The following is an 18,793-nucleotide window of genomic DNA, read 5'->3' on the forward strand; positions in this document are numbered from 1 at the left end:
GTTCGACTCCGGTATTCTCCACCACATATTATAGGGCTTCAACGGTGATTCACTTTTGAAGCTTTTTTGTTTATGCCACGGAGATAAATACCTTCTGGCTTGCCTCACTTGTTAACTTTAAAGTTTGAAAACCTTTTAAAAGTGTCTCATGTACTTGCCCTAGGGATTATTTACCTTGATATTTTAGAATACCCAGATAAAAAACAGTCTCCAGAAATTCAAAGAGATTTGTTCAACTTGGATGGATATATGATTATAGATGAGAACTCTTATTGTATGCTTCATCTTAACCTATGTAAAAGATTAGAAAAATTGTATTGAAGTCAAATAAAAGATTTCGACTCAAAACAATTTGAGATTACAATAGACCCTATTGAGTCAAAGGACTATCAAGACTGAAGAAATTAACTTTATTGATTAAATAATTTCTTTCATTTATCAAGAGGATGTCACTTGAAATATCATATCTTTCTGTACGTTTTTAAATACTCCATATCACCCAAATCATGAACCAAATACTGATTGTAGAGGACGAGCCTACATTGAGTGATGCCTATAGCCGTATTTTAGGCGAACTCTTTCATAATAACAGAATCGACCCATTTGATATTCATATATGCAATAGTCTAGTTATAGCGCATAACACCATTGATGTGTTTTTAAAGTCAGGTAAAAACCCGACCCTTTGTATTCTAGATTATAGACTTGAAAAAATGTCAGATGAGGATAATGAGAACGGAATGGGAATTGGAATGATACTTCGAAAACATTTTCCCGACTGTAAAATCATGCTTATAACATCAATTGCTGACAAATATCTTTACCAAACAATTATCGACCAGATTAAGCCATCGGGATTTTTAATAAAAAGTGAGATTAATTATAGGAGTATTGGAGATGATATTTGCTCGGTTCTTGAAGGCAAATTAGTCTATAGTAAGACTATCAACGATTTCATTAAGAACAGCCCTTATTCCAAGTATGGGCTTGACTATACGGACCTTAAACTTATCCATCTAATGTCAAAGCGGTATACGTTTTCTGAGATTGCCTTAAAAATGGGCATTTCGATTTCTGGAGTAGAGTATCGAAAAAGAAGTATAGCTAAAAAATTAGGCGCGGTTTCTTCCACTACCAAAGACCTCCTGAAGTTATTCAAACAGGAACTGGATTTTTCCTAGAAATTTGGGTTCTTTTCTTTAGCAGATGATTGCGGAGCGTAGCAGTTCATCGAAAACCTATTCGTTTTTTCTAAAACTAAGGTTTAATCCTTAGTGAGACTAAGGTGTTTTCGTCTAAATCTATGTATCATAATTTTTAGTTTTAACATTATTTAACAGTAATTCAAAAACCTGTTGAATAATAAAAATGTTACACAACTAAATAGTTAAAATCCTATCCTATGAACAAAGTAATTACGCTATCGTTTCTGTTGATGGCAACTTTCTGGGTCTCTGCTCAGGAAGATAACATAGCGGCAGAATATTTATTTGATGATATTGAGGCTTATCTCTATAGTCCAAATCACGAAAGGAAAAAGTCTCGTGAATACTTTACTAATGTTAAAGTATTGGCTGAATCGCAAAATCATGAAGCTTTGTATTATTTGGGGATGCTCCAAAAAGAGGGTATCGGTACGAAGGTCAATTTTAAAAAATCTTTGAAATCCTTTAAAAAAGCATTTGACCTTGGCAATACCAAAGCGGCATACCTAATCGGGTACTATTATCTAAAGGGTTTTGGCAATGTTCAACAAGATTATAAGAAGGCGTACAGATGGTTTAAAAAGAGTGATGAAAAAATGGCACTCCATTGGATAGCCAAGATGGAATTTCTTGGTTTGGGTAGGAAGGTGAACAAGCAAAAAGCAATCTCAATCCTTAAATCGAACGACCTCTACAATAGCGAAGTTTTACTGCCACAATACGAAGAAAGTATGCCTTCTGAAAAAATAGGAATCGAGGGGTATGACAGTGCAATAAGTACTTCATCGCTCCAAGACTTATATGAATTAAAAGGATTTGATAAGACACCAGAATATCACTATCTGGAAGGTACATGGCAGGGGCAGTTCTATGAACTGGATTGGGCATCTTCAAAAATTTTTAGAACACTTCCTACAGAACTTACCTTAACCGGACAAAACGGAGTCAACGACCAGTTAAAAGCTGAAATAAAAATTGCTGACAGTCTAGCAAGTGATGTAGGTAGTTATAGTGCCGGTGCATTGCGGTTCGGGTCACTTGCCCTGCCCGTAAAGAAGCAGTATACAGACTATCCGAATTTCACTCATTTGATGACAGAAATTGATGGTATTGAATTTAGAAAGTTTCAAACATCTGAGGGTAACTTTCTTATCGGTAAGGTATCGTCTACCTTCCCTGTGTGGAAAGAACGTGGAAATCCAAGTTTGGTCATTCTTAAAAAGAAAGATGAAATTAATAGTGCCGCACTAACTGCATTTGAAAAACAAGTAGGTGATTTTATCCGTCTTTACCCCAATCCGTTCAAAGAACATTGCCTGATAAACTTTGAACTTTCAACCGATGCGGATGTAAGCGTTGAAATTACCAATTACTACGATACGCCGTTTTATCATGATAATGTTTTTACGGGTCGTAAAGCTAAAGGCAACCATACGCTGGAGGTATATAATTTGCCGTCAAGGCGAGGTTCATACCTCATTTCGATTAAGCACAATGGGAGTGTAGAAAATAAAATAATTATCAAGAACTGAATCCTACCACAATGAAAAAGCTAATATATTTTTTCTTAATTGTTATAGCAAGCAGCATCCAATTGAATAAGCTGAATGCTCAATCTAGACCTTTTGCGGTGCCGATTGCGGTAAGTGATGATGGCGAATCACGAACTACACAAAACAATAATAGAAACACATCATCATCAAATAACAGGAATACGTCATCGAGAAATAATGGAGATTTCGAGCTAGTGGACATCTATGGAAATCCAGTTTGTTGCGAAAATCCTTCATTTGATTTTGAGCTTGAATTTGGTAGTTTCTCAATTCTTTCCCAACTCCAATCTCAAATCGCTGCCAATGTTCGTGCTAAGCGAGAGATTGATGAGTGGTTGAGAAAACAGGAAAGCACTCTTTTAAAGGAAATGAATAGGCAAATGGCAACTAAACATAGCTCATTTACTACTGCCCAGAAAGAGTACTTCAAATTTTATGAAAGTGGAGGAAGATACCGTAATGGTGGTGTTGTTGCACGAACCTATTCTTTACTCTCGAGAGAGTCAAAAAGGAAAGTTGATTGGGATAAAAAAAGCGAAAAACATGCATTGGAATTTTTCATTTTAGATAGCTGGATCGAATGTGGTTATTGTGATGAATATAGGGGTATGGCATATAATGTAAACTCACTTTACCAATATGATCACGATAGCAGTCCCGGACCAAAGTTTTATGCAAGAATGTATAGAGATAATGCAAAAGAAGATTTTGGTGAAGCCTATTATACTACTGGATTTCATGAGGGAAGAGCCAAAGGTCTAGATAAGCTGGTAAATGGTGATTTGTTAGACCGGCTTAGTAATATTAGAGTGCAGCACTACAGAAATCTCGGTTGGCAAGATAGGGTGCTTCAAATGAGTACTTACCTCATTCATTTTAATCAAAGAGGAACATGTCCCATTCCTATGGGGAATTGTCTCCCGTCAAGTGTTCGAAAATATACACCTCTTCCCATTTGGAGTGACAATAAATTATTGGAATGGGGAAAGGAACTTGCTCCCGCTATGCCAATGGAACGCCTGGCATTCAGTGAAGAATATACCACTGGAATCATCAACGCAGCAGGACAGGGTTTTGGACCGTTTGGACAATATGGACCAGGCTATGCAGCAAATTATTTTAAAACCAAAAGGGAAGAGGTGTTGAAAAATGAGTTAGATGAAATCAATCCACGTCTCTTGAATCAACAAACTACTAGGGCACAATTGATTTCAGAAATCAAAATTTATACTGACGTTATAGATAGATTTGGTAGCTCAACGTATAAAGAGGTAGCTAGTTTTCTAAAAGAGGTCAATAAGGATTTATCATCATTTTCCAACGATGAGTTATATGAATATTACTTAGCGTCTCGAGAACTACGATTTAAGATGCAGTTGGACAGGCAAAAAATAATTCTTTATTCGGTTGGAGAGTCCTTTAAACCTGTAATTGAATTAGCTTTATGGGAAGTTGGGGGATCACTGGCAATTAAATTAATAGGAAAACTACCCGCTCTGGTAAAGTCGACACAATTACTAGATGTTCTCAATAATTTAAAAATTACCAACTCGTTATCTAAGTTTGAGTTTGCTCAAAAATTTGGTTTTAAGTCTTATTCTGAACATGTAAAAGTTTTTATTGACTTAAAAGTAAAGCGATCTAAATTAGGAGTTGAAATTCATCATTTAATTGAAAAAAGATTTGCAGGGAACCCCGTGATTGCGCAATGGTTGGGTTCAAATTCAAGTAGTTGGAAATCTATTGTTCTTACCAAAAAAGAGCATGAAGCATTTACTGCGGCATGGAGAAATGCTATTGGTTACGAAGGAAAAACTATAGGTTCTTCTGGTTTTCGAACTCTTAACGTACCTTTAGATGTGCTAAAGAATGAGGCAAGAAGAATTTATAAAGATTATCCTGATATTTTGAAAGCTTTAGGTTTATGAAAAGACTGCTTTATTATAGTGCCGAGTGGAGAAATAAAGATATAGATTTTTTGCGTTCACTTCCCGGTATTAATAAGGATATCGAAGTAGGTTATGATAGCTTTACGGTTGAAGAAAATAGCGATACTCACTTAAGAATAGTTGATTTTTATTCGAAAAAAAAATTGGTTTTAGGCAATTCTAAACCAAAGAATTTTATTTCAACGCCAGCTACAGCTATTTTTACAAAAGAAGAGCTGTCTACCGCAAAGAATTATTTGCTTTTGTTTACTGGAGAATCCAAAGGAAGTCCTCAACCAGCCGAATCGTATTTAGAAAACACCTACGATTTTAAATGCAAAGTTGTTGGATGTTGGGAAGGCAGAAAACAGAAAGCTTTATTTCGCATTCCCAATATAAAGTGGAAAAAAGGTCAAGTCAATTTTACACTTCTTGAACATGACGTTATGTTTTTCAAGAAGGATTTCTACCAAGAGGTATTATCACCTCTTGGTTTGGCTTTTAAAGAAGTTATAGACCATAAAACAGGAAAAATATCATCTGATATCATACAATTGGACATACCTGAAGCTAAGAGTAAACTTCTTATCGAAGATACTGCCTACGATATAGAAGAACCTTGCGGTGTATGTGGAGTAAAACAATTCACAATGCGTACCCTTGATTTTCTTCCTCCTTTTGAAGAAAAATTTGAATTTTATATCTGTAGAACCCAAGAACAATTTGGCGGTGGAATGCGTCGTATCATTATTACAAAACAATTTAGTGACTTACTAGTAAAGCATAAAATAATCAGATATGATAATGATAATCTGGTTCCGGTACGGAATTGCTAATCTTTATTAACGATGTTTAAAATGCAATTTAAATTCAAAATAGTAGCCTTAATGTATGCCTTAGGTTGTTATATAGGTCGCGGTCAGGATAATATCGACTCTATCAACCTAGAATGCGTCAAAGCGAAATATAATTTAAAAGGGGTCAATATAGAATCAGTTCTGAATAGTTACGAACAATATCTTATTGAAGAGGGGTATCTCGGGGAAAGTAAAAATAGTAGGTATTCTTTTTATTTTGAAAGAATGGTTAAAGAGAACAGTTTTATTGGCAAAGTTCCCGATACTGTTTTTAAAGAAGTTACAAAAGTACAGATAGGCAAACACATTGATAATACTTGCCTTGAGGGGATGGAAGAAATTGATAATCAAAGTTCAATTTTGATGCGCAAAATCTTACTATGGAAAGATTGGTACGCAGAACCGAGAGAAACGATAAATGCTCCTAAAGAGCTAGGAAACTTTCTCTTAGAAACCTTTAGCGAAGAAGAATTACAATCTCCCTTTATGAGGGCCAACTTGTTGCTTATGATTGCTTGGGTCACTGACCTCAACAACGCTTACTTAGGAGATTTACTGCCGCCGATTAAAGGCTAGAGAATGAAGTTTTTGAATTTACTTCAACAGATTTAAATCATTTAAAATAAGAAAGTTACATTTAAGTTAGCATAAACAATTTATTTATTAATTGGCTCAACCTAGTAAACTCATTTTGATGGAAGTAAATAAACCTAAAACAGTATAATTAGCAACTGGAAGAGACATCTCTACTTATAATAAAAATGATTTTCTATTACTATTTACTTTAACGGTTAGAAGGATAGCTGAAAGCTTAGTTCAAGAGTTGTTTCTTATTGAAGGATACCAGACCTATAAATATAGTTTGGAAAATACATGATTTAAAATGTTTAAAGTTCAATGAAAGCGAGCACTTTCTCTTAAAGAACTCGAAGCAATTTACCCTAAGTGAAAAAGTATTGGGCATATTGAAAAATATCTTCGTGTGTTCTACAATACAGAATTTTAAAATAGGATTCTGTCATTCACGCCTCTTTTAAGATTTAAACACCTCAAACCTTTAAAATCAAAACATGGTCATAGCTTTGAATCACCATTAACTGAACTTAAATTATAATTGATGGTAACCCGTGTTCCCTCACCGGGAATCGAATTGATGAACAACCGTCCGTTAATATAGCCAATACGTTCTTTCATATAGAAAACACCCATGCCGCCTTCACTTGTGTTTTTTGGTGGTTGCTCTAAAATAGAGGGGTCAAAGCCTTTGCCATCATCATCGACCATAATGCTCAAGATGTCTTCTTTATGGTTAATGGTCACTAAAATATAATTGGCATCGGCATACTTAATAGCGTTGTTTACTGCCTCTTGGGTAACTCTGTACATGTTCGTTTCTGCCAAGGAATCAAAACGGATGTTTTCTTCAGCCTTATTTTCAAACAGAATATTCTTTCCTGTTAATTTGCTCAATTCCTGAGTCATTTTTTGAAGGGCGGGAAAAATACCGTGATCCTGCAATTCTGGTGGGGTTAAGTTAAATGTAGCCGTTCGAACACCTTTGATTAAGTCCGATGCAAGGGTCTTTAAATACGCTATTTTTTCCTTTGTTTTTTCCTTTTGATTCAAGTTAATGGATTCAATATTGAATTTAAGGGCGGTCAACATTTGCCCTATACCATCATGAATATCCTTTGCAATACGTTTGCGTTCTTCTTCTTGTCCCTCTACAATCTGGCTTGCCTGTAGTTGTTTTTGACGGATACTTTCCTCATAATTCTGTTTGGTCAGTTCTTCAATTTTTAATTGATTGTGCTTGCGTTCGGTAATATCTGAACATAAAATAAGAATGCTTTGCTCAAGGCCTGATTGATGTATCGGGATGATTGACATATCCAGCCACAGTTTTTTACCGGAAACCGTTTTTATTTCCAGTTCCTCGGTTCGCATATTTTTACGTTTGCTTGTCAAGATCTCCCGTAAATACTGTTGTTGGCCTTCATCTTGGGTCAATAATTCGGCCAAAGGCCTGTGAATAGTGTCTTGTGATTGCTCTAGTAGTTCCAGAAACTTCTTGCTCATAAAAACAACTGAACCATCTTTTCGGGTACTGGCAAAAAGTGCGGCGTTGTCAATTACAAAGTTGAGCTCTTGTAATTCTAACAACGATTTTTCTTTCTCGATAAAGAGCGTTTTAATTTCTGAGGCCTTTGTTTCCGATTCGAGCTGGCTCTGGACCAATTTTGAAATGGTCTTTCGAATTTGAATGGAGAGGGGCTTAAAAATAAACAGAACCTCTAGCAGTAAAATCAATAGTGAAAACGCAAGCAATAGATATTCTTTAAGCTTGAGCGTCTTCAGTTTCTCTTTGCTCAAGGTATCATATTCATTGACAATAGTGTCCATTTTTGTCAAAAACGGCCGCTCGTTGGACAACAGTATCTGCAACTCTTGATTATAGGTCAAGGTATCGAGCGTAACCGAAGCCTTTTTTGCTATAATGACCTCTGCAGCTTTGACCATAGCTTCATGGTGTGGGTTCAAGTCTGCGAACAAGCTTAAAATTCGTGTATTCTTTTCCACGGGAAGACCGATACTATCATTTCCGTTCTGAAGCCCATCGTGGGATACTTTCCAAACGGAGAGTGTTTTTTTTAGAGTATCAAGAAGCTCTTTTTGTGAAGCTTGATTGTCGTTTTCAAATTGTATCAACAAAGTTTCTTTCACCAGCTTTTGGCTAAAGGCCCTTTGTCTACCAGCAACATTGATTACCCTGGAGTCGTTCAGTTGCGAGTTGAGATGTTGTTGGATTAAAAGCTGGGCAATAATAATGGTAAGCGCAATACCGGCAATAGCAAGTAAGTACCACTTCTGAATCCTCAGAAAAGTAGCGGTGTCCAATGCTAGTTTTTTCACATTATTGCTCATTCCGTACGACCATTAGATAAGGCTAAGCAGTAATCGCCTGTTGTATTAGATTCGCTGATTTTTCTGAAAAATGAAGCTTAAGCGCTGCTTGTTGACCTTTTTTAGACATTTTACGCCAAGTCTTTTGCAGAATATCGATGACCTTTGTGTTATCATGCTTTGCGGCAAAAGGTTCAAAATAATAGTTTAAAAAGACCAAACAAATGACGTCTTCCAATGTTTGGGTCTCTTCGTTTTTTTTGAGCTGCTTTTTTAATAACAGAAATTCGACCTGTTCGATAAGGTCATTATCATACCCTGCAATTTCAAGCAGTTCCCTTGATTTTTGGGCATGGAATTTCTTGAGCTCCTGTCGCCATTTGAGATACCCTGTCCGGTTCATTTCATAGGCATCACGGGGAATCTCCCACCTACAGATATGTTGGCATCTTGCAGTGAGCCGCAATGCTTCAGAAGCTTCAGGAGCAAAAGCATTGAGGGTTTCCGTCATGCGTTGGGCATACAATAATTCCTTAGGATAGGATTTGCCCTCAAAAACTTCACTGTTGGGGTCTTTGCGATTGGCCTCATCAAAAAGCCGGAATGCTTCGGCCTGTTTTGTAGAAATTCCCATTTGTGTACTTTAAAGCGTTACTCTGAAAAGCCAAGATACACAAAGTTGTTTTCTATTTTGATAGGATATGTGGCGATTGCATCCAATACCCCGTTCAAGTTTTCACCTGTTTTTAAAGAAAAAGTGTTTTTATGAAGCGGACATGCCACTTTGGGATGCTCCCCATCTTCACCGACCATGCCACGGGAAAGTACCATTTCCATTTTATGTGGGCAAAGATTTTGACAAGCATACCATTCATCCTTACGTGTAAAATTGAATACGGCAATCTGTTTGTCCTTGTACTTTACACAAGCACCTCCATTTTTTGGAAACTTTGAAACCGGTGCTGCTTTAAACCAAACAGTTACCTCATCTTCAGTCATTGCTTCATAGGTATTTAGTGTCATCATCGTTTGTCATTTTTTAAATTTGTACTTCCAACTTCTCACTTCTAATTTTGTACCTCCCACTTTGTACCTCGTACTTCATCAAGTCCATGCCTTTGGCATTTTTTGTTCCCTGAGCGAAACAAACTCAATGTTATTGTCTTCTTCATTTGAATTGACAAAGTGTGTATAACGTGACCTAATTTCAGGGTTTTCAACAGCCTCTTTCCACTCACATCGATACGTGTCGGCATAACGCTGCATTTCAGCATCTAATTCTTCTGCAATACCAAGAGAATCATGGATGACGACATTTTGAAGATAGGCAATACCACCTTCCAGTTTTTCCAGCCAAGCCGCTGTTCGTGTCAATGGTGCTGCTGTTTTGATATAGTACATTAAAAAGCGGTCTACATATTTTATGGCAGTTTCTTTATCTACCTTTTCGGCGAAAAGCTCTGCATGTTTCGGATTTGCACCACCGTTACCGCAAACATAAACGTTCCAACCCCCTTCAACAGCTATAAATCCGAAGTCCTTACAGCGCGCTTCAGCACACTCCCGAATACAGCCGGAGACCCCGCCTTTCATTTTGTGGGGTGAGCGAATGCCTTTATATCGATTTTCAATTTCAATGGCAAAGCTCACACTTTCATCCATTCCATAGCGGCACCATGTGGAACCTACGCAACTTTTCACGGTACGAAGCGATTTGCCATAGGCCTGACCAGTTTCAAAGCCTTCGGCAATAAGCTCTTCCCAAATTTTGGGGAGTTCATGAAGCTTGGCACCAAACATATCGATACGTTGCCCTCCAGTAATTTTTGTATATAAATCGTACTTCTGTGCAATCCGCCCCATTGCCATCAATTGTTTTGGTGTGATTTCGCCCCCTGCCACCCGAGGTACAACAGAGTAGGTGCCGTTACGTTGGATGTTGGCCAAAAACCTGTCGTTTGAATCTTGAATGGTCTGTTGCATATTGGCAGTTTCATTATACAAACTGGCAAAAATACCAGCGGCTACGGGCTTACATATCTCACAACCATGCCCTTGTCCTACGGCGTCCAATAGTTCATCATAATTTTGAATGTTACGAACTTTGACAATGTCATATAGTTCTTGACGCGAATAGTCGAAATGCTCACAAATACGTACTTTGACGGTTTTTCCTAACGATTTTAAACTTTCAGTAACTAAATCGGAAACCATTGGTTTGCAACCTCCGCAGCCCGTAGTCGCTTTGGTTGCTTTCGCAACGCTTTTTAAGCTTTCATTGCCATTGTCTATCACTGAACAACAGATGGCTCCCTTAGTGACCGATTCACAGGAACATACAACGGCTTCATCTGGTAAATCCATAACATTGCCCACAGCAGAACCTTCACCTCCTCTAGCTCCAAGAATTAAATCCTCTGGATTTTCTGGAAGTGTCATTTTGTTTTGATATAACTGTAGAAGCATATTGTAATCATCGGCATCACCAACGAGTATGCCCCCCAATAGTAGTTTTCCGTCCTTGGATATATTAATACGCTTATAAATTCCTTGTAGTTTATTTTCAAATACAATGGTATGTGCTTCATCATCGGTAGTGAACGGATTTCCAAAACTGGCTACGTCTACCCCAATTAGTTTTAACTTGGTCGACATATCGATAGAAGCACTCATTTGGGTGTTTTCGCCTAGAATTTGATCAACGGCCACCTGTGCCATTTCATACCCTGGCGCCACTAGACCATATATCATTTTATTGTACAGCGCTACTTCACCAATAGCGAAAATATCAGGGTCCGAAGTACGCATAGTATTGTCAACAACAATGCCGCCTTTAGGGCCTTGTTCCAGCCCACATGTTTTTGCAAGTTCGTCGCGAGGTCGGATACCTGCGGAGATAATAAGCATATCAACAGCTAATTGTTCGTTATCCAAAAATTCCATACCCTGAATACTTCCGTTGCCCAAAATTTGTTGAGTGGCTTTGTTGAGATGTACCGAAATACCCAGTTCGTTCATTTTGGTCTGTAGTGCCAAACTTCCGTCATCATCCAGTTGACGTGGCATCAATCGCGGTGCAAATTCCACTACATGAGGCTCAAGCCCCATATCTTTCACGGCTTTTGCCGCTTCCAGGCCTAAAAGACCACCACCAAGTACCGCAGCTTTACCTCCTTTGATGCTTTCAGCAAATTTCATGGTCTGTTCCAAATCTTCAATGGTACGATATACAAAAACCCCTTTTTTTAAAACCCCTTTTATGGGTGGCACAAAGGGAACGGAACCTGTAGCTAAGACCAAATAATCATAAGCAAATGTTTTTCCACTTAGCGTGGTCACTGTTTTATTGGTGCTATGGATATTGGTTACCCTTTCGTTTGTATAAAGGGTGATGTTGTTTTTTTCATACCATGTACGTGGTGCCAACGTCAATTTTTCAGCATCACCGTTCTCAAAAAACTCGCTCAGATGTACTCGGTCATAAGCTACACGAGGTTCTTCACCAAAAACAATAAGTTGAAATTCTTCATGCTTGGGTTGGGCCACAAACTTCTCGCAAAACTTATAACCAACCATTCCGTTACCTATGACTAGAATAGTTTTCATATCACTTCAATTAAGTTGAACAAAGCAATATTACGTATAATTACGTATTTTTTATATAATTATATCAAAATAATTACGTACCCTTGTTGTGAAATCAGCAATAAGAACTTACAAAAAGTAAAAATGAAACAAGTTCCCTTAACCCCGAAAGTTACTCTGGTGGGTGCAGGCCCGGGAAGTAAAGACCTAATAACCATAAGAGGTTTGAAGGCTTTGCAAGGTGCGGATGTAGTTTTATATGACGCCTTGATAGATAAAGATTTATTGAAAGAAATTCCAAAAAATACTTTAAAGATATACGTAGGGAAACGTTGTGGAAAACACTATTCGTCACAGGAAGAAATCAATACCTTATTGGTGACATATGCCTTAAGCTATGGTCATGTTGTCCGCTTAAAGGGTGGGGATCCGTTTGTCTTTGGTCGTGCATCCGAAGAGATTGATTATGTGGAATCGTTCGGTATTCCTGTTGTTGTTATACCAGGAGTAAGTAGTGCCATTGCTGTACCTGCAAGCCAAGGAATACCCGTTACTAAAAGAGGTGCAAGCAGCAGTTTTTGGGTGGTGACAGCAACGAAAAAGGAAAAAGATTTTTCTAAAGATTTAGAGTTCGCTGCTCAATCTACAGCAACTCTGGTCATTTTGATGGGAGTTCGAAAAATAGCGCGAATAGCCCGTGAAATAAGAAAGTATCGTAGTGGACTTACTCCTATTGCATTAATACAAAACGGTACGTTGAACAACGAATCTTGTATGGTAGCCACCTTAAATGGTATTGATGCCATGGTTCGCGATGTAGACTTTTCCGAACCAGGCATAATCGTCGTTGGAGATGTAGTGGCGGAGCACCCATCGTTCTTTGAAGAAGAAGTGCAACGTGTATTGCATTCTTCATTTTAATCTTGCTTTTTACAAATAATAAGTGATTTCTATAACCTTCCATGGTTTACTCATTTTCGATTTCACAATTTCATCCACATATTATTTTGAAGTCTTAATTTTTTCATCTCATATATTATTTTCCTCATAAAAATACGTAGTAAGACTTAAAATGTTTTATAACTAAGTATAAATACGTATTTATTACTGTATGTTTGTTGAAGAAGAAAGTGTACAACCTTTTAAACATACGATTATGAAATCAACAATTAAGAACCTATTCGGTCTTGCGCTTATAACAGTAGTGTTGACCGCTTGCAGTGGTAAAAAAGAGAAGAAGTCGGCTGATTTGGCCGAAGTCAAAGATGTGCCAAGTGTATCCTTGGAGATCGAGAAACCACAGTTGACATTCGGCTTTATCAAATTGACGGATATGGCCCCTTTGGCGATTGCAAAGGAAAAAGGCTTTTTTGAAGATGAAGGCTTGTTCGTATCCGTTGAGGCGCAATCAAATTGGAAGAATGTCCTAGACCGTGTTATTGATGGACAATTAGATGGTTCCCATATGTTGGCCGGTCAACCTATTGCTGCTGGAGCTGGGTTTGGAAGACAGGCAGAATTAGTAACCCCATTTTCTATGGATTTGAACGGAAATGGTATCACGGTTTCAAACGACGTCTGGTCCAAAATGAAATCCAACGTACCTGTGGATTCTGAAGGTAAAACGGTACATCCCATAAAAGCAGACGCTTTAAAACCAGTTATTACAGGCTATAAGAATAGCGGAAAGCCTTTTAAAATGGGAATGGTTTTTCCAGTATCGACCCATAATTATGAGATTCGTTACTGGCTTGCTGCTGCAGGTATCCACCCTGGTATGTATACAGCCGATAATGTTCAAGGCCAGATAGATGCCGAGGTATTGTTATCCGTCACCCCACCGCCACAGATGCCAGCAACCTTAGAGGCGGGCACCATTTATGGATATTGTGTGGGCGAACCATGGAATCAGCAAGCTGTTTTTAAAGGGATAGGTGTGCCTGTTACTACCAACTACGATATCTGGAAGAACAATCCGGAAAAGGTTTTCGTTATGACTAAAAAGTTTATTGAAGAAAATCCGAACACAGCGGTTGCAGTCACTAAGGCCCTGATTCGTGCCGGGAAGTGGTTGGACGAACCTGAAAACAGGGCCGAGGCGGTAAAAATATTGTCGATGTCACAATATGTGGGTGCACCAGAAGAGGTGTTGGCCAACTCTATGACCGGTACTTTTGAGTTTGAAAAAGGTGACAAACGTTCCATGCCCGACTTCAATGTATTCTACAAGTATGATGCGACCTATCCTTTTTATTCGGACGGTATTTGGTTTTTGACCCAAATGCGCAGATGGGGGCAGATTCCTCAGTCAAAGCCAGCTGAGTGGTACGGTGAGACCATCAAAGATATTTATCGTCCAGATATCTGGAGAAAAGCGGCAGAACTTTTGGTGGTCGAAGGCCATATTCCTGCAAGTGACATTCCAACTACAGATGGCTACAAACCAGCCACATCGGAATTCATTGATGGCAATACGTACGATGCAAAAGATCCCATTGGCTATATCAATAGCTTCAAAATAGGAAATAAAGAAGAGACTTCACTTTAAATTACTAGAAGCCATGAAGCAAAGTGTGATAGTAACCAAAGCAGAACAAATAAAATGGGCCGTTGGTGTGCGGGGTTTAGTATCAAAACTGAAGTTGAAACTCCCAAAATTTGAGTTTAAAAGCGTCCTGAAAAAACTCATCATCCCGCTGATATCCATCTTGGCCTTTTTTGGAATTTGGCATATAGGCTCGGACATCTTGCGTCAGAGAGAAATCGATTTTAGGGTCGAAAAAACTTTACAGGATCAAGGTCAAGTAGCAGCTAACGCCCTACAGGCTTGTTTTGCCACGGGCGGTCTTGATTGTCAGACCAATACCCTGCCTTCACCAAGTCAAGTCTGGGCTTCGGTTAAAACATTGGTTGCGGATCACTACATCATCAAACAAGATAAATTGGATTTCATTGCAAAGACCGAAGCACTCAATACCAAAAGATTGGAAAAGGGAAAAGAACCCATCGTATACACTGGCAGACCTTCGTTCATTGATATTGTATTGACCAGTTTGAAAACGGTTTTTGCAGGGTTTTTACTGGCATTTTTTATTGCTGTTCCTATTGGTATTGTCATTGGGCTGAGCAATACCTTAAGGAATGCCATCAATTGGTTCATTCAGGTCTTTAAACCAGTGTCACCGGTAGTATGGTACTTGTTGGTCTTTATGATTGTGAAAACGCTATTGATAGGTACTAGCTCTGACAACTCCTTCGTGATTTCGTTTATCAGTGTCGGATTATGTTCAATGTGGGCCACCTTGGTAAATACGGCTATGGGAGTCTCTTCTGTGGACAAAGATTATATCAATGTGGCAAAGGTGTTGAAATTAGGACCGATTCAAAAAGTCTTCAAAGTAATCTTGCCCTCTTCGCTTCCCTTAATTTTTACAGGTCTACGTATTACCCTTTCTGTAGCGTGGATGGTCTTGATTGCGATTGAACTTTTGGCTCAGAGCCCTGGACTTGGTCTTTTCGTTTGGGAAGAATTCCAAAATGGGGCTAATGATTCAAACTCAAAAATCATTGTGGCCATGTTCGTCATTGGCATAATTGGCTTTCTATTGGATAGGATTATGCTTTGGATTCAAAATGCAGTTTCATTTAACAAAAACGCTACAGCATAAAAACGCAAGTCATGGCATATTTAGAGCTCAACAATATTGGAAAAATATACGGTGAGGGTACAAGCGCCACCGAGGTACTTACAAATATCAACCTGTCCATTGAAGAAGGAGAGTTTGTTGCCATTGTTGGATTTACCGGAAGCGGGAAGACTACCTTGGTCAACTTAATCAATGGGCTATTGCAACCCTCCACTGGCGAAGTGCTGTTCAAAGGCGAACCTGTAAAGGATACGAGCCATGAAAGAGGAGTGATTTTCCAGAACTACTCACTATTGCCGTGGCTAACTGTGGGTCAGAATATAGCTATGGCAGTCAAAGAAGCATTCCCTAAAGAGAGCAGAACTAAAATCGATCAAAGGGTGGCCGATTATGTGGATATGGTCAGCTTAACACCTGCCATTAACAAGCGCCCCAAAGAATTGTCCGGAGGCATGCGTCAACGCGTGGCAGTTGCACGGGCATTGGCCATGAATCCAGAGATGATTATTATGGACGAACCTTTAGGTGCGTTAGATGCATTGACACGAGGCAACCTCCAAGATGAAATATTGAACATCTGGAGCAAGGACAAGCGAACGGCACTGCTTATTACCAATGATGTGGACGAGGGTATTTATATGGCGGACCGTATCATCCCTCTAAGACCGGGCCCGAAAGCTACTTTGGGACCAGAGTTTAAAATCAATATTGACCGTCCAAGGGACAAGACCGCATTGAATGACAATGCTGAATACAAAAAAACCCGAAACGCCATAATTGAGTACTTGATGGACATTGGTGAAGAACGAAAAGCGGTATCTACCATCACCTATGAGCTTCCTGAATTAAGTCCAAAAAGCTTTGTAGCCTAATGTAAAATTTTTTTAAGATGAGCACAGCGACAACAACAATCGAAAAAACCCATGAAAATGGTATTACATTTCCGTTGGACAAAGTGATGTTGGATTTGCGGGATTTGAAAAAGGTATATCCGACACCAAAAGGTGACTATGTGGTTTTAGAGCATTTGAACCTACAAATCCTTAAAGAAGAATTCGTAACCATTATTGGGCATTCAGGTTGCGGCAAGACTACCATGCTCTCCATGATTGCCGGATTAAACCCTATCTCAAGTGGAAATATTGCCGTATTGGGGAACCCTGTTAAAGGCCCTGGACCAGATCGGGGCGTTATTTTTCAGTCCCCAAGCCTTATGCCATGGATGACGGCCCTGCAGAATGTACTTTTGGGCGTTAATCGGGTGTTTCCACATGCAACAAAAACACAACGAAAAGATATTGCCAAATATTACTTGCATAAAGTAGGACTCGAGGGAGCCTTCAACAAAAAGGCCAACGAACTTTCACAAGGTATGCAGCAACGTGTGGGTATTGCCAGAGCCTTTGCCTTTAAACCAAAAGTATTGTTGCTGGATGAGCCTTTTGGAATGCTAGATTCATTGACCCGAGGCGAACTTCAGGATATTTTGATTGAAATCTGGAACAAGGAAAAAATTACGGCTGTTATGATTACCCATGATGTGGACGAAGCTATTTTTCTGGCTGACCGTGTGGTTATGATGACCAGTGGACCAAAGGCAAAAATCGGTGACATTCTGAATATTGATTTCGAGCGACCAAGAACTCGAAAATCAGTTTTGGAACATAATGACTATTACAACTATCGCAAACATCTAATTGATTTTTTAGAACATTAAAAACCTCACTCAACGTAAACTCAGAAATTATGAAAAAGCTATATTTTATTTTATTCCTATTTATTCTATCGGTTAACCCAATAATAGCGCAATTTACACTGGATGCGCAATTTAGACCAAGAACGGAGTATAGAAACGGATTTCAATTCTTACAACAAGATGGTGTCGATGCCGGCTTTGTGACGAACACCCGAGCTCGTATAGGGGCAGGTTATAAAACGGATTCTTACGAAATCTATATCAATATTCAAGACCTTCAAATTTGGGGCGAAAATCCACAATTGGCCCCGATTGATGCCAACGACACCTTTAGTCTTTTTGAAGCTTGGGCAGAATTGCAGTTAGGGAAAGGATGGTCCACAAAATTGGGGCGTCAGGTTTTGTCCTATGATGACCAACGCTATTTTGGTGGTCTGGATTGGGCACAGCAAGGGAGGTATCACGATTTAGCAATGATAAAATATCGAAAAGATGGATTTATGTTTGACCTTGGCTTTGCGTTCAACCAAGATTTAGATTCAGATTCGCAAAATGCACCTAAGTTTGGATTCAAAAATGCTGGAACCGAATTCAATTCTGGCAATCCTTTCCAGTATAAGACAATGCAACACCTTTATGCCAAGAAAAAGTTCAACAACTTTAGTGCAAGCCTGTTATTGGCCAACTTAGGTTTTCAACAAATTGACGGTGATACAGGGGAAGTCAGTGATATTCAAAGTACGTTTACCGCGGGTACTCACTTAACATATAAGAAAGGAAAATTTGGATTAGAGGGCAATGCATTCTTGCAGACTGGAAAATTCTTTAATGGCATTGACATTGAAGGTGCCTATCTGTTAGGTCTGGAGAGTACTTATGCCATAAGCCCAAAAACCAAATTGGGTCTGGGAATCGAGGCGATAAGTGGGGATGATACTACTACCGAAGCCACAGAGGCCTTTTTACCCCATTTTGGAACAAACCACAAGTTCAATGGATTTATGGACCACTTCTACGTGGGCAATTGGGTCAACAGAGTTGGTTTGTTGGACATTCATGCAAGTGCCATATTCAACTTGGGTGATAAAACCACTTTGTTCACGAAGTTTTTGAACTTTAATGGCATGGAAAAAACGCCTAGTGGGGAACGTAGTCTTGGCAATGAACTGGATATCGTATTGACCCAAAAGTTTAATGGCTTTGCGATTAAGCTGGGCTACTCCCAATTATTTGCAACTGATGGTTTGGAGGAACTGGAAACGGCCCGGCTGGGTTCAGAAACAGCGATTGATTTTAAAGGTTCCCAAAACTGGGCATGGGCAATGCTGATTATCAAACCAACCCTCTTTACCACTGCAAAAAAAGCTAAATAATTACTACCATTGATTATACTAGGAAGGGTTGCCATGGCATTTAAA

15 protein-coding genes are annotated in these 18,793 nt (G+C 38.9%); 11 read left to right on the forward strand and 4 right to left on the reverse strand.

Annotated features, from left to right (window positions below; all coding sequences use genetic code 11):
• Nucleotides 1–506 precede the first annotated feature (506 nt).
• The 5 genes from LV716_RS08340 (at nt 507) to LV716_RS08360 (ending at nt 6,119) form a co-directional block, all read left to right on the forward strand.
• On the forward strand, nt 507–1,181 hold the full coding sequence (locus tag LV716_RS08340; protein WP_163417286.1) for a response regulator transcription factor: 675 nt from the start codon (nt 507–509) through the stop codon (nt 1,179–1,181).
• Nucleotides 1,182–1,402: 221 nt separating this feature from the next.
• Nucleotides 1,403–2,737, forward strand: coding sequence for an SEL1-like repeat protein (locus tag LV716_RS08345; protein ID WP_163417287.1), 1,335 nt, complete (start codon nt 1,403–1,405; stop codon nt 2,735–2,737).
• Between the two features lie 11 nt (nt 2,738–2,748).
• Complete coding sequence (locus LV716_RS08350) at nt 2,749–4,686, forward strand: hypothetical protein (RefSeq protein ID WP_163417288.1); 1,938 nt, start codon at nt 2,749–2,751, stop codon at nt 4,684–4,686.
• The gene (locus LV716_RS08355; protein ID WP_163417289.1) at nt 4,683–5,522 is read left to right on the forward strand and encodes a hypothetical protein; all 840 of its coding nucleotides are present in this window, start codon (nt 4,683–4,685) and stop codon (nt 5,520–5,522) included. The genes LV716_RS08350 and LV716_RS08355 overlap by 4 nt, the downstream gene beginning before the upstream one ends.
• A 51-nt stretch (nt 5,523–5,573) precedes the next feature.
• Nucleotides 5,574–6,119, forward strand: coding sequence for a hypothetical protein (locus tag LV716_RS08360; protein ID WP_163417290.1), 546 nt, complete (start codon nt 5,574–5,576; stop codon nt 6,117–6,119).
• Nucleotides 6,120–6,617: 498 nt separating this feature from the next.
• On the opposite strand, the gene LV716_RS08365 is transcribed toward LV716_RS08360, so the two are convergent.
• The 4 genes from LV716_RS08365 to nirB form a co-directional block, all read right to left on the reverse strand.
• Nucleotides 6,618–8,468, reverse strand: a complete 1,851-nt coding sequence (locus tag LV716_RS08365; RefSeq protein WP_163417291.1) for a type IV pili methyl-accepting chemotaxis transducer N-terminal domain-containing protein — start codon at nt 8,466–8,468, stop codon at nt 6,618–6,620.
• Between the two features lie 22 nt (nt 8,469–8,490).
• Nucleotides 8,491–9,081, reverse strand: coding sequence for a DUF4202 domain-containing protein (locus LV716_RS08370; RefSeq protein ID WP_163417292.1), 591 nt, complete (start codon nt 9,079–9,081; stop codon nt 8,491–8,493).
• A gap of 17 nt (nt 9,082–9,098) precedes the next feature.
• Entirely contained in the window at nt 9,099–9,473 is a 375-nt protein-coding gene (nirD, locus tag LV716_RS08375) for a nitrite reductase small subunit NirD (RefSeq protein WP_163417293.1), read from the reverse strand.
• A 78-nt stretch (nt 9,474–9,551) separates the two neighbouring features.
• Nucleotides 9,552–12,053, reverse strand: a complete 2,502-nt coding sequence (gene nirB, locus LV716_RS08380) for a nitrite reductase large subunit NirB (protein ID WP_163417294.1) — start codon at nt 12,051–12,053, stop codon at nt 9,552–9,554.
• A gap of 123 nt (nt 12,054–12,176) precedes the next feature.
• Between nirB and cobA the strand changes: the two genes are divergently transcribed.
• From cobA to LV716_RS08410, 6 genes are all read left to right on the forward strand, one after another.
• Nucleotides 12,177–12,953, forward strand: a complete 777-nt coding sequence (gene cobA / locus LV716_RS08385) for a uroporphyrinogen-III C-methyltransferase (RefSeq protein WP_163417295.1) — start codon at nt 12,177–12,179, stop codon at nt 12,951–12,953.
• Between the two features lie 235 nt (nt 12,954–13,188).
• Nucleotides 13,189–14,580: a CmpA/NrtA family ABC transporter substrate-binding protein gene (locus tag LV716_RS08390; RefSeq protein WP_163417296.1), complete on the forward strand. Its 1,392-nt coding sequence runs from the start codon at nt 13,189–13,191 to the stop codon at nt 14,578–14,580.
• Nucleotides 14,581–14,593: 13 nt separating this feature from the next.
• Complete coding sequence (locus LV716_RS08395) at nt 14,594–15,700, forward strand: ABC transporter permease (RefSeq protein ID WP_163417297.1); 1,107 nt, start codon at nt 14,594–14,596, stop codon at nt 15,698–15,700.
• A gap of 11 nt (nt 15,701–15,711) precedes the next feature.
• On the forward strand, nt 15,712–16,551 hold the full coding sequence (locus tag LV716_RS08400; RefSeq protein WP_163417298.1) for an ABC transporter ATP-binding protein: 840 nt from the start codon (nt 15,712–15,714) through the stop codon (nt 16,549–16,551).
• Between the two features lie 17 nt (nt 16,552–16,568).
• Nucleotides 16,569–17,396: an ABC transporter ATP-binding protein gene (locus tag LV716_RS08405; RefSeq protein WP_163417299.1), complete on the forward strand. Its 828-nt coding sequence runs from the start codon at nt 16,569–16,571 to the stop codon at nt 17,394–17,396.
• A gap of 29 nt (nt 17,397–17,425) precedes the next feature.
• Nucleotides 17,426–18,748 (forward strand): alginate export family protein, encoded by a 1,323-nt coding sequence (locus LV716_RS08410; RefSeq protein WP_163417300.1) that lies wholly within the window; start codon nt 17,426–17,428, stop codon nt 18,746–18,748.
• Nucleotides 18,749–18,793 lie beyond the last annotated feature (45 nt).

Source organism: Flagellimonas sp. HMM57, from assembly GCF_021390175.1.
In the GTDB taxonomy this organism is placed as follows: Bacteria; Bacteroidota; Bacteroidia; order Flavobacteriales; family Flavobacteriaceae; genus Flagellimonas.

Coding starts and splice junctions, on each gene's coding strand:
- LV716_RS08340 (WP_163417286.1), top strand. CDS start 507: ATGAACCAAATACTGATTGTAGAGGACGAGCCTACATTGAGTGATGCC.
- LV716_RS08345 (WP_163417287.1), top strand. CDS start 1,403: ATGAACAAAGTAATTACGCTATCGTTTCTGTTGATGGCAACTTTCTGG.
- LV716_RS08350 (WP_163417288.1), top strand. CDS start 2,749: ATGAAAAAGCTAATATATTTTTTCTTAATTGTTATAGCAAGCAGCATC.
- LV716_RS08355 (WP_163417289.1), top strand. CDS start 4,683: ATGAAAAGACTGCTTTATTATAGTGCCGAGTGGAGAAATAAAGATATA.
- LV716_RS08360 (WP_163417290.1), top strand. CDS start 5,574: ATGTATGCCTTAGGTTGTTATATAGGTCGCGGTCAGGATAATATCGAC.
- LV716_RS08365 (WP_163417291.1), bottom strand. CDS start 8,468: ATGAGCAATAATGTGAAAAAACTAGCATTGGACACCGCTACTTTTCTG.
- LV716_RS08370 (WP_163417292.1), bottom strand. CDS start 9,081: ATGGGAATTTCTACAAAACAGGCCGAAGCATTCCGGCTTTTTGATGAG.
- nirD (WP_163417293.1), bottom strand. CDS start 9,473: ATGATGACACTAAATACCTATGAAGCAATGACTGAAGATGAGGTAACT.
- nirB (WP_163417294.1), bottom strand. CDS start 12,053: ATGAAAACTATTCTAGTCATAGGTAACGGAATGGTTGGTTATAAGTTT.
- cobA (WP_163417295.1), top strand. CDS start 12,177: ATGAAACAAGTTCCCTTAACCCCGAAAGTTACTCTGGTGGGTGCAGGC.
- LV716_RS08390 (WP_163417296.1), top strand. CDS start 13,189: ATGAAATCAACAATTAAGAACCTATTCGGTCTTGCGCTTATAACAGTA.
- LV716_RS08395 (WP_163417297.1), top strand. CDS start 14,594: ATGAAGCAAAGTGTGATAGTAACCAAAGCAGAACAAATAAAATGGGCC.
- LV716_RS08400 (WP_163417298.1), top strand. CDS start 15,712: ATGGCATATTTAGAGCTCAACAATATTGGAAAAATATACGGTGAGGGT.
- LV716_RS08405 (WP_163417299.1), top strand. CDS start 16,569: ATGAGCACAGCGACAACAACAATCGAAAAAACCCATGAAAATGGTATT.
- LV716_RS08410 (WP_163417300.1), top strand. CDS start 17,426: ATGAAAAAGCTATATTTTATTTTATTCCTATTTATTCTATCGGTTAAC.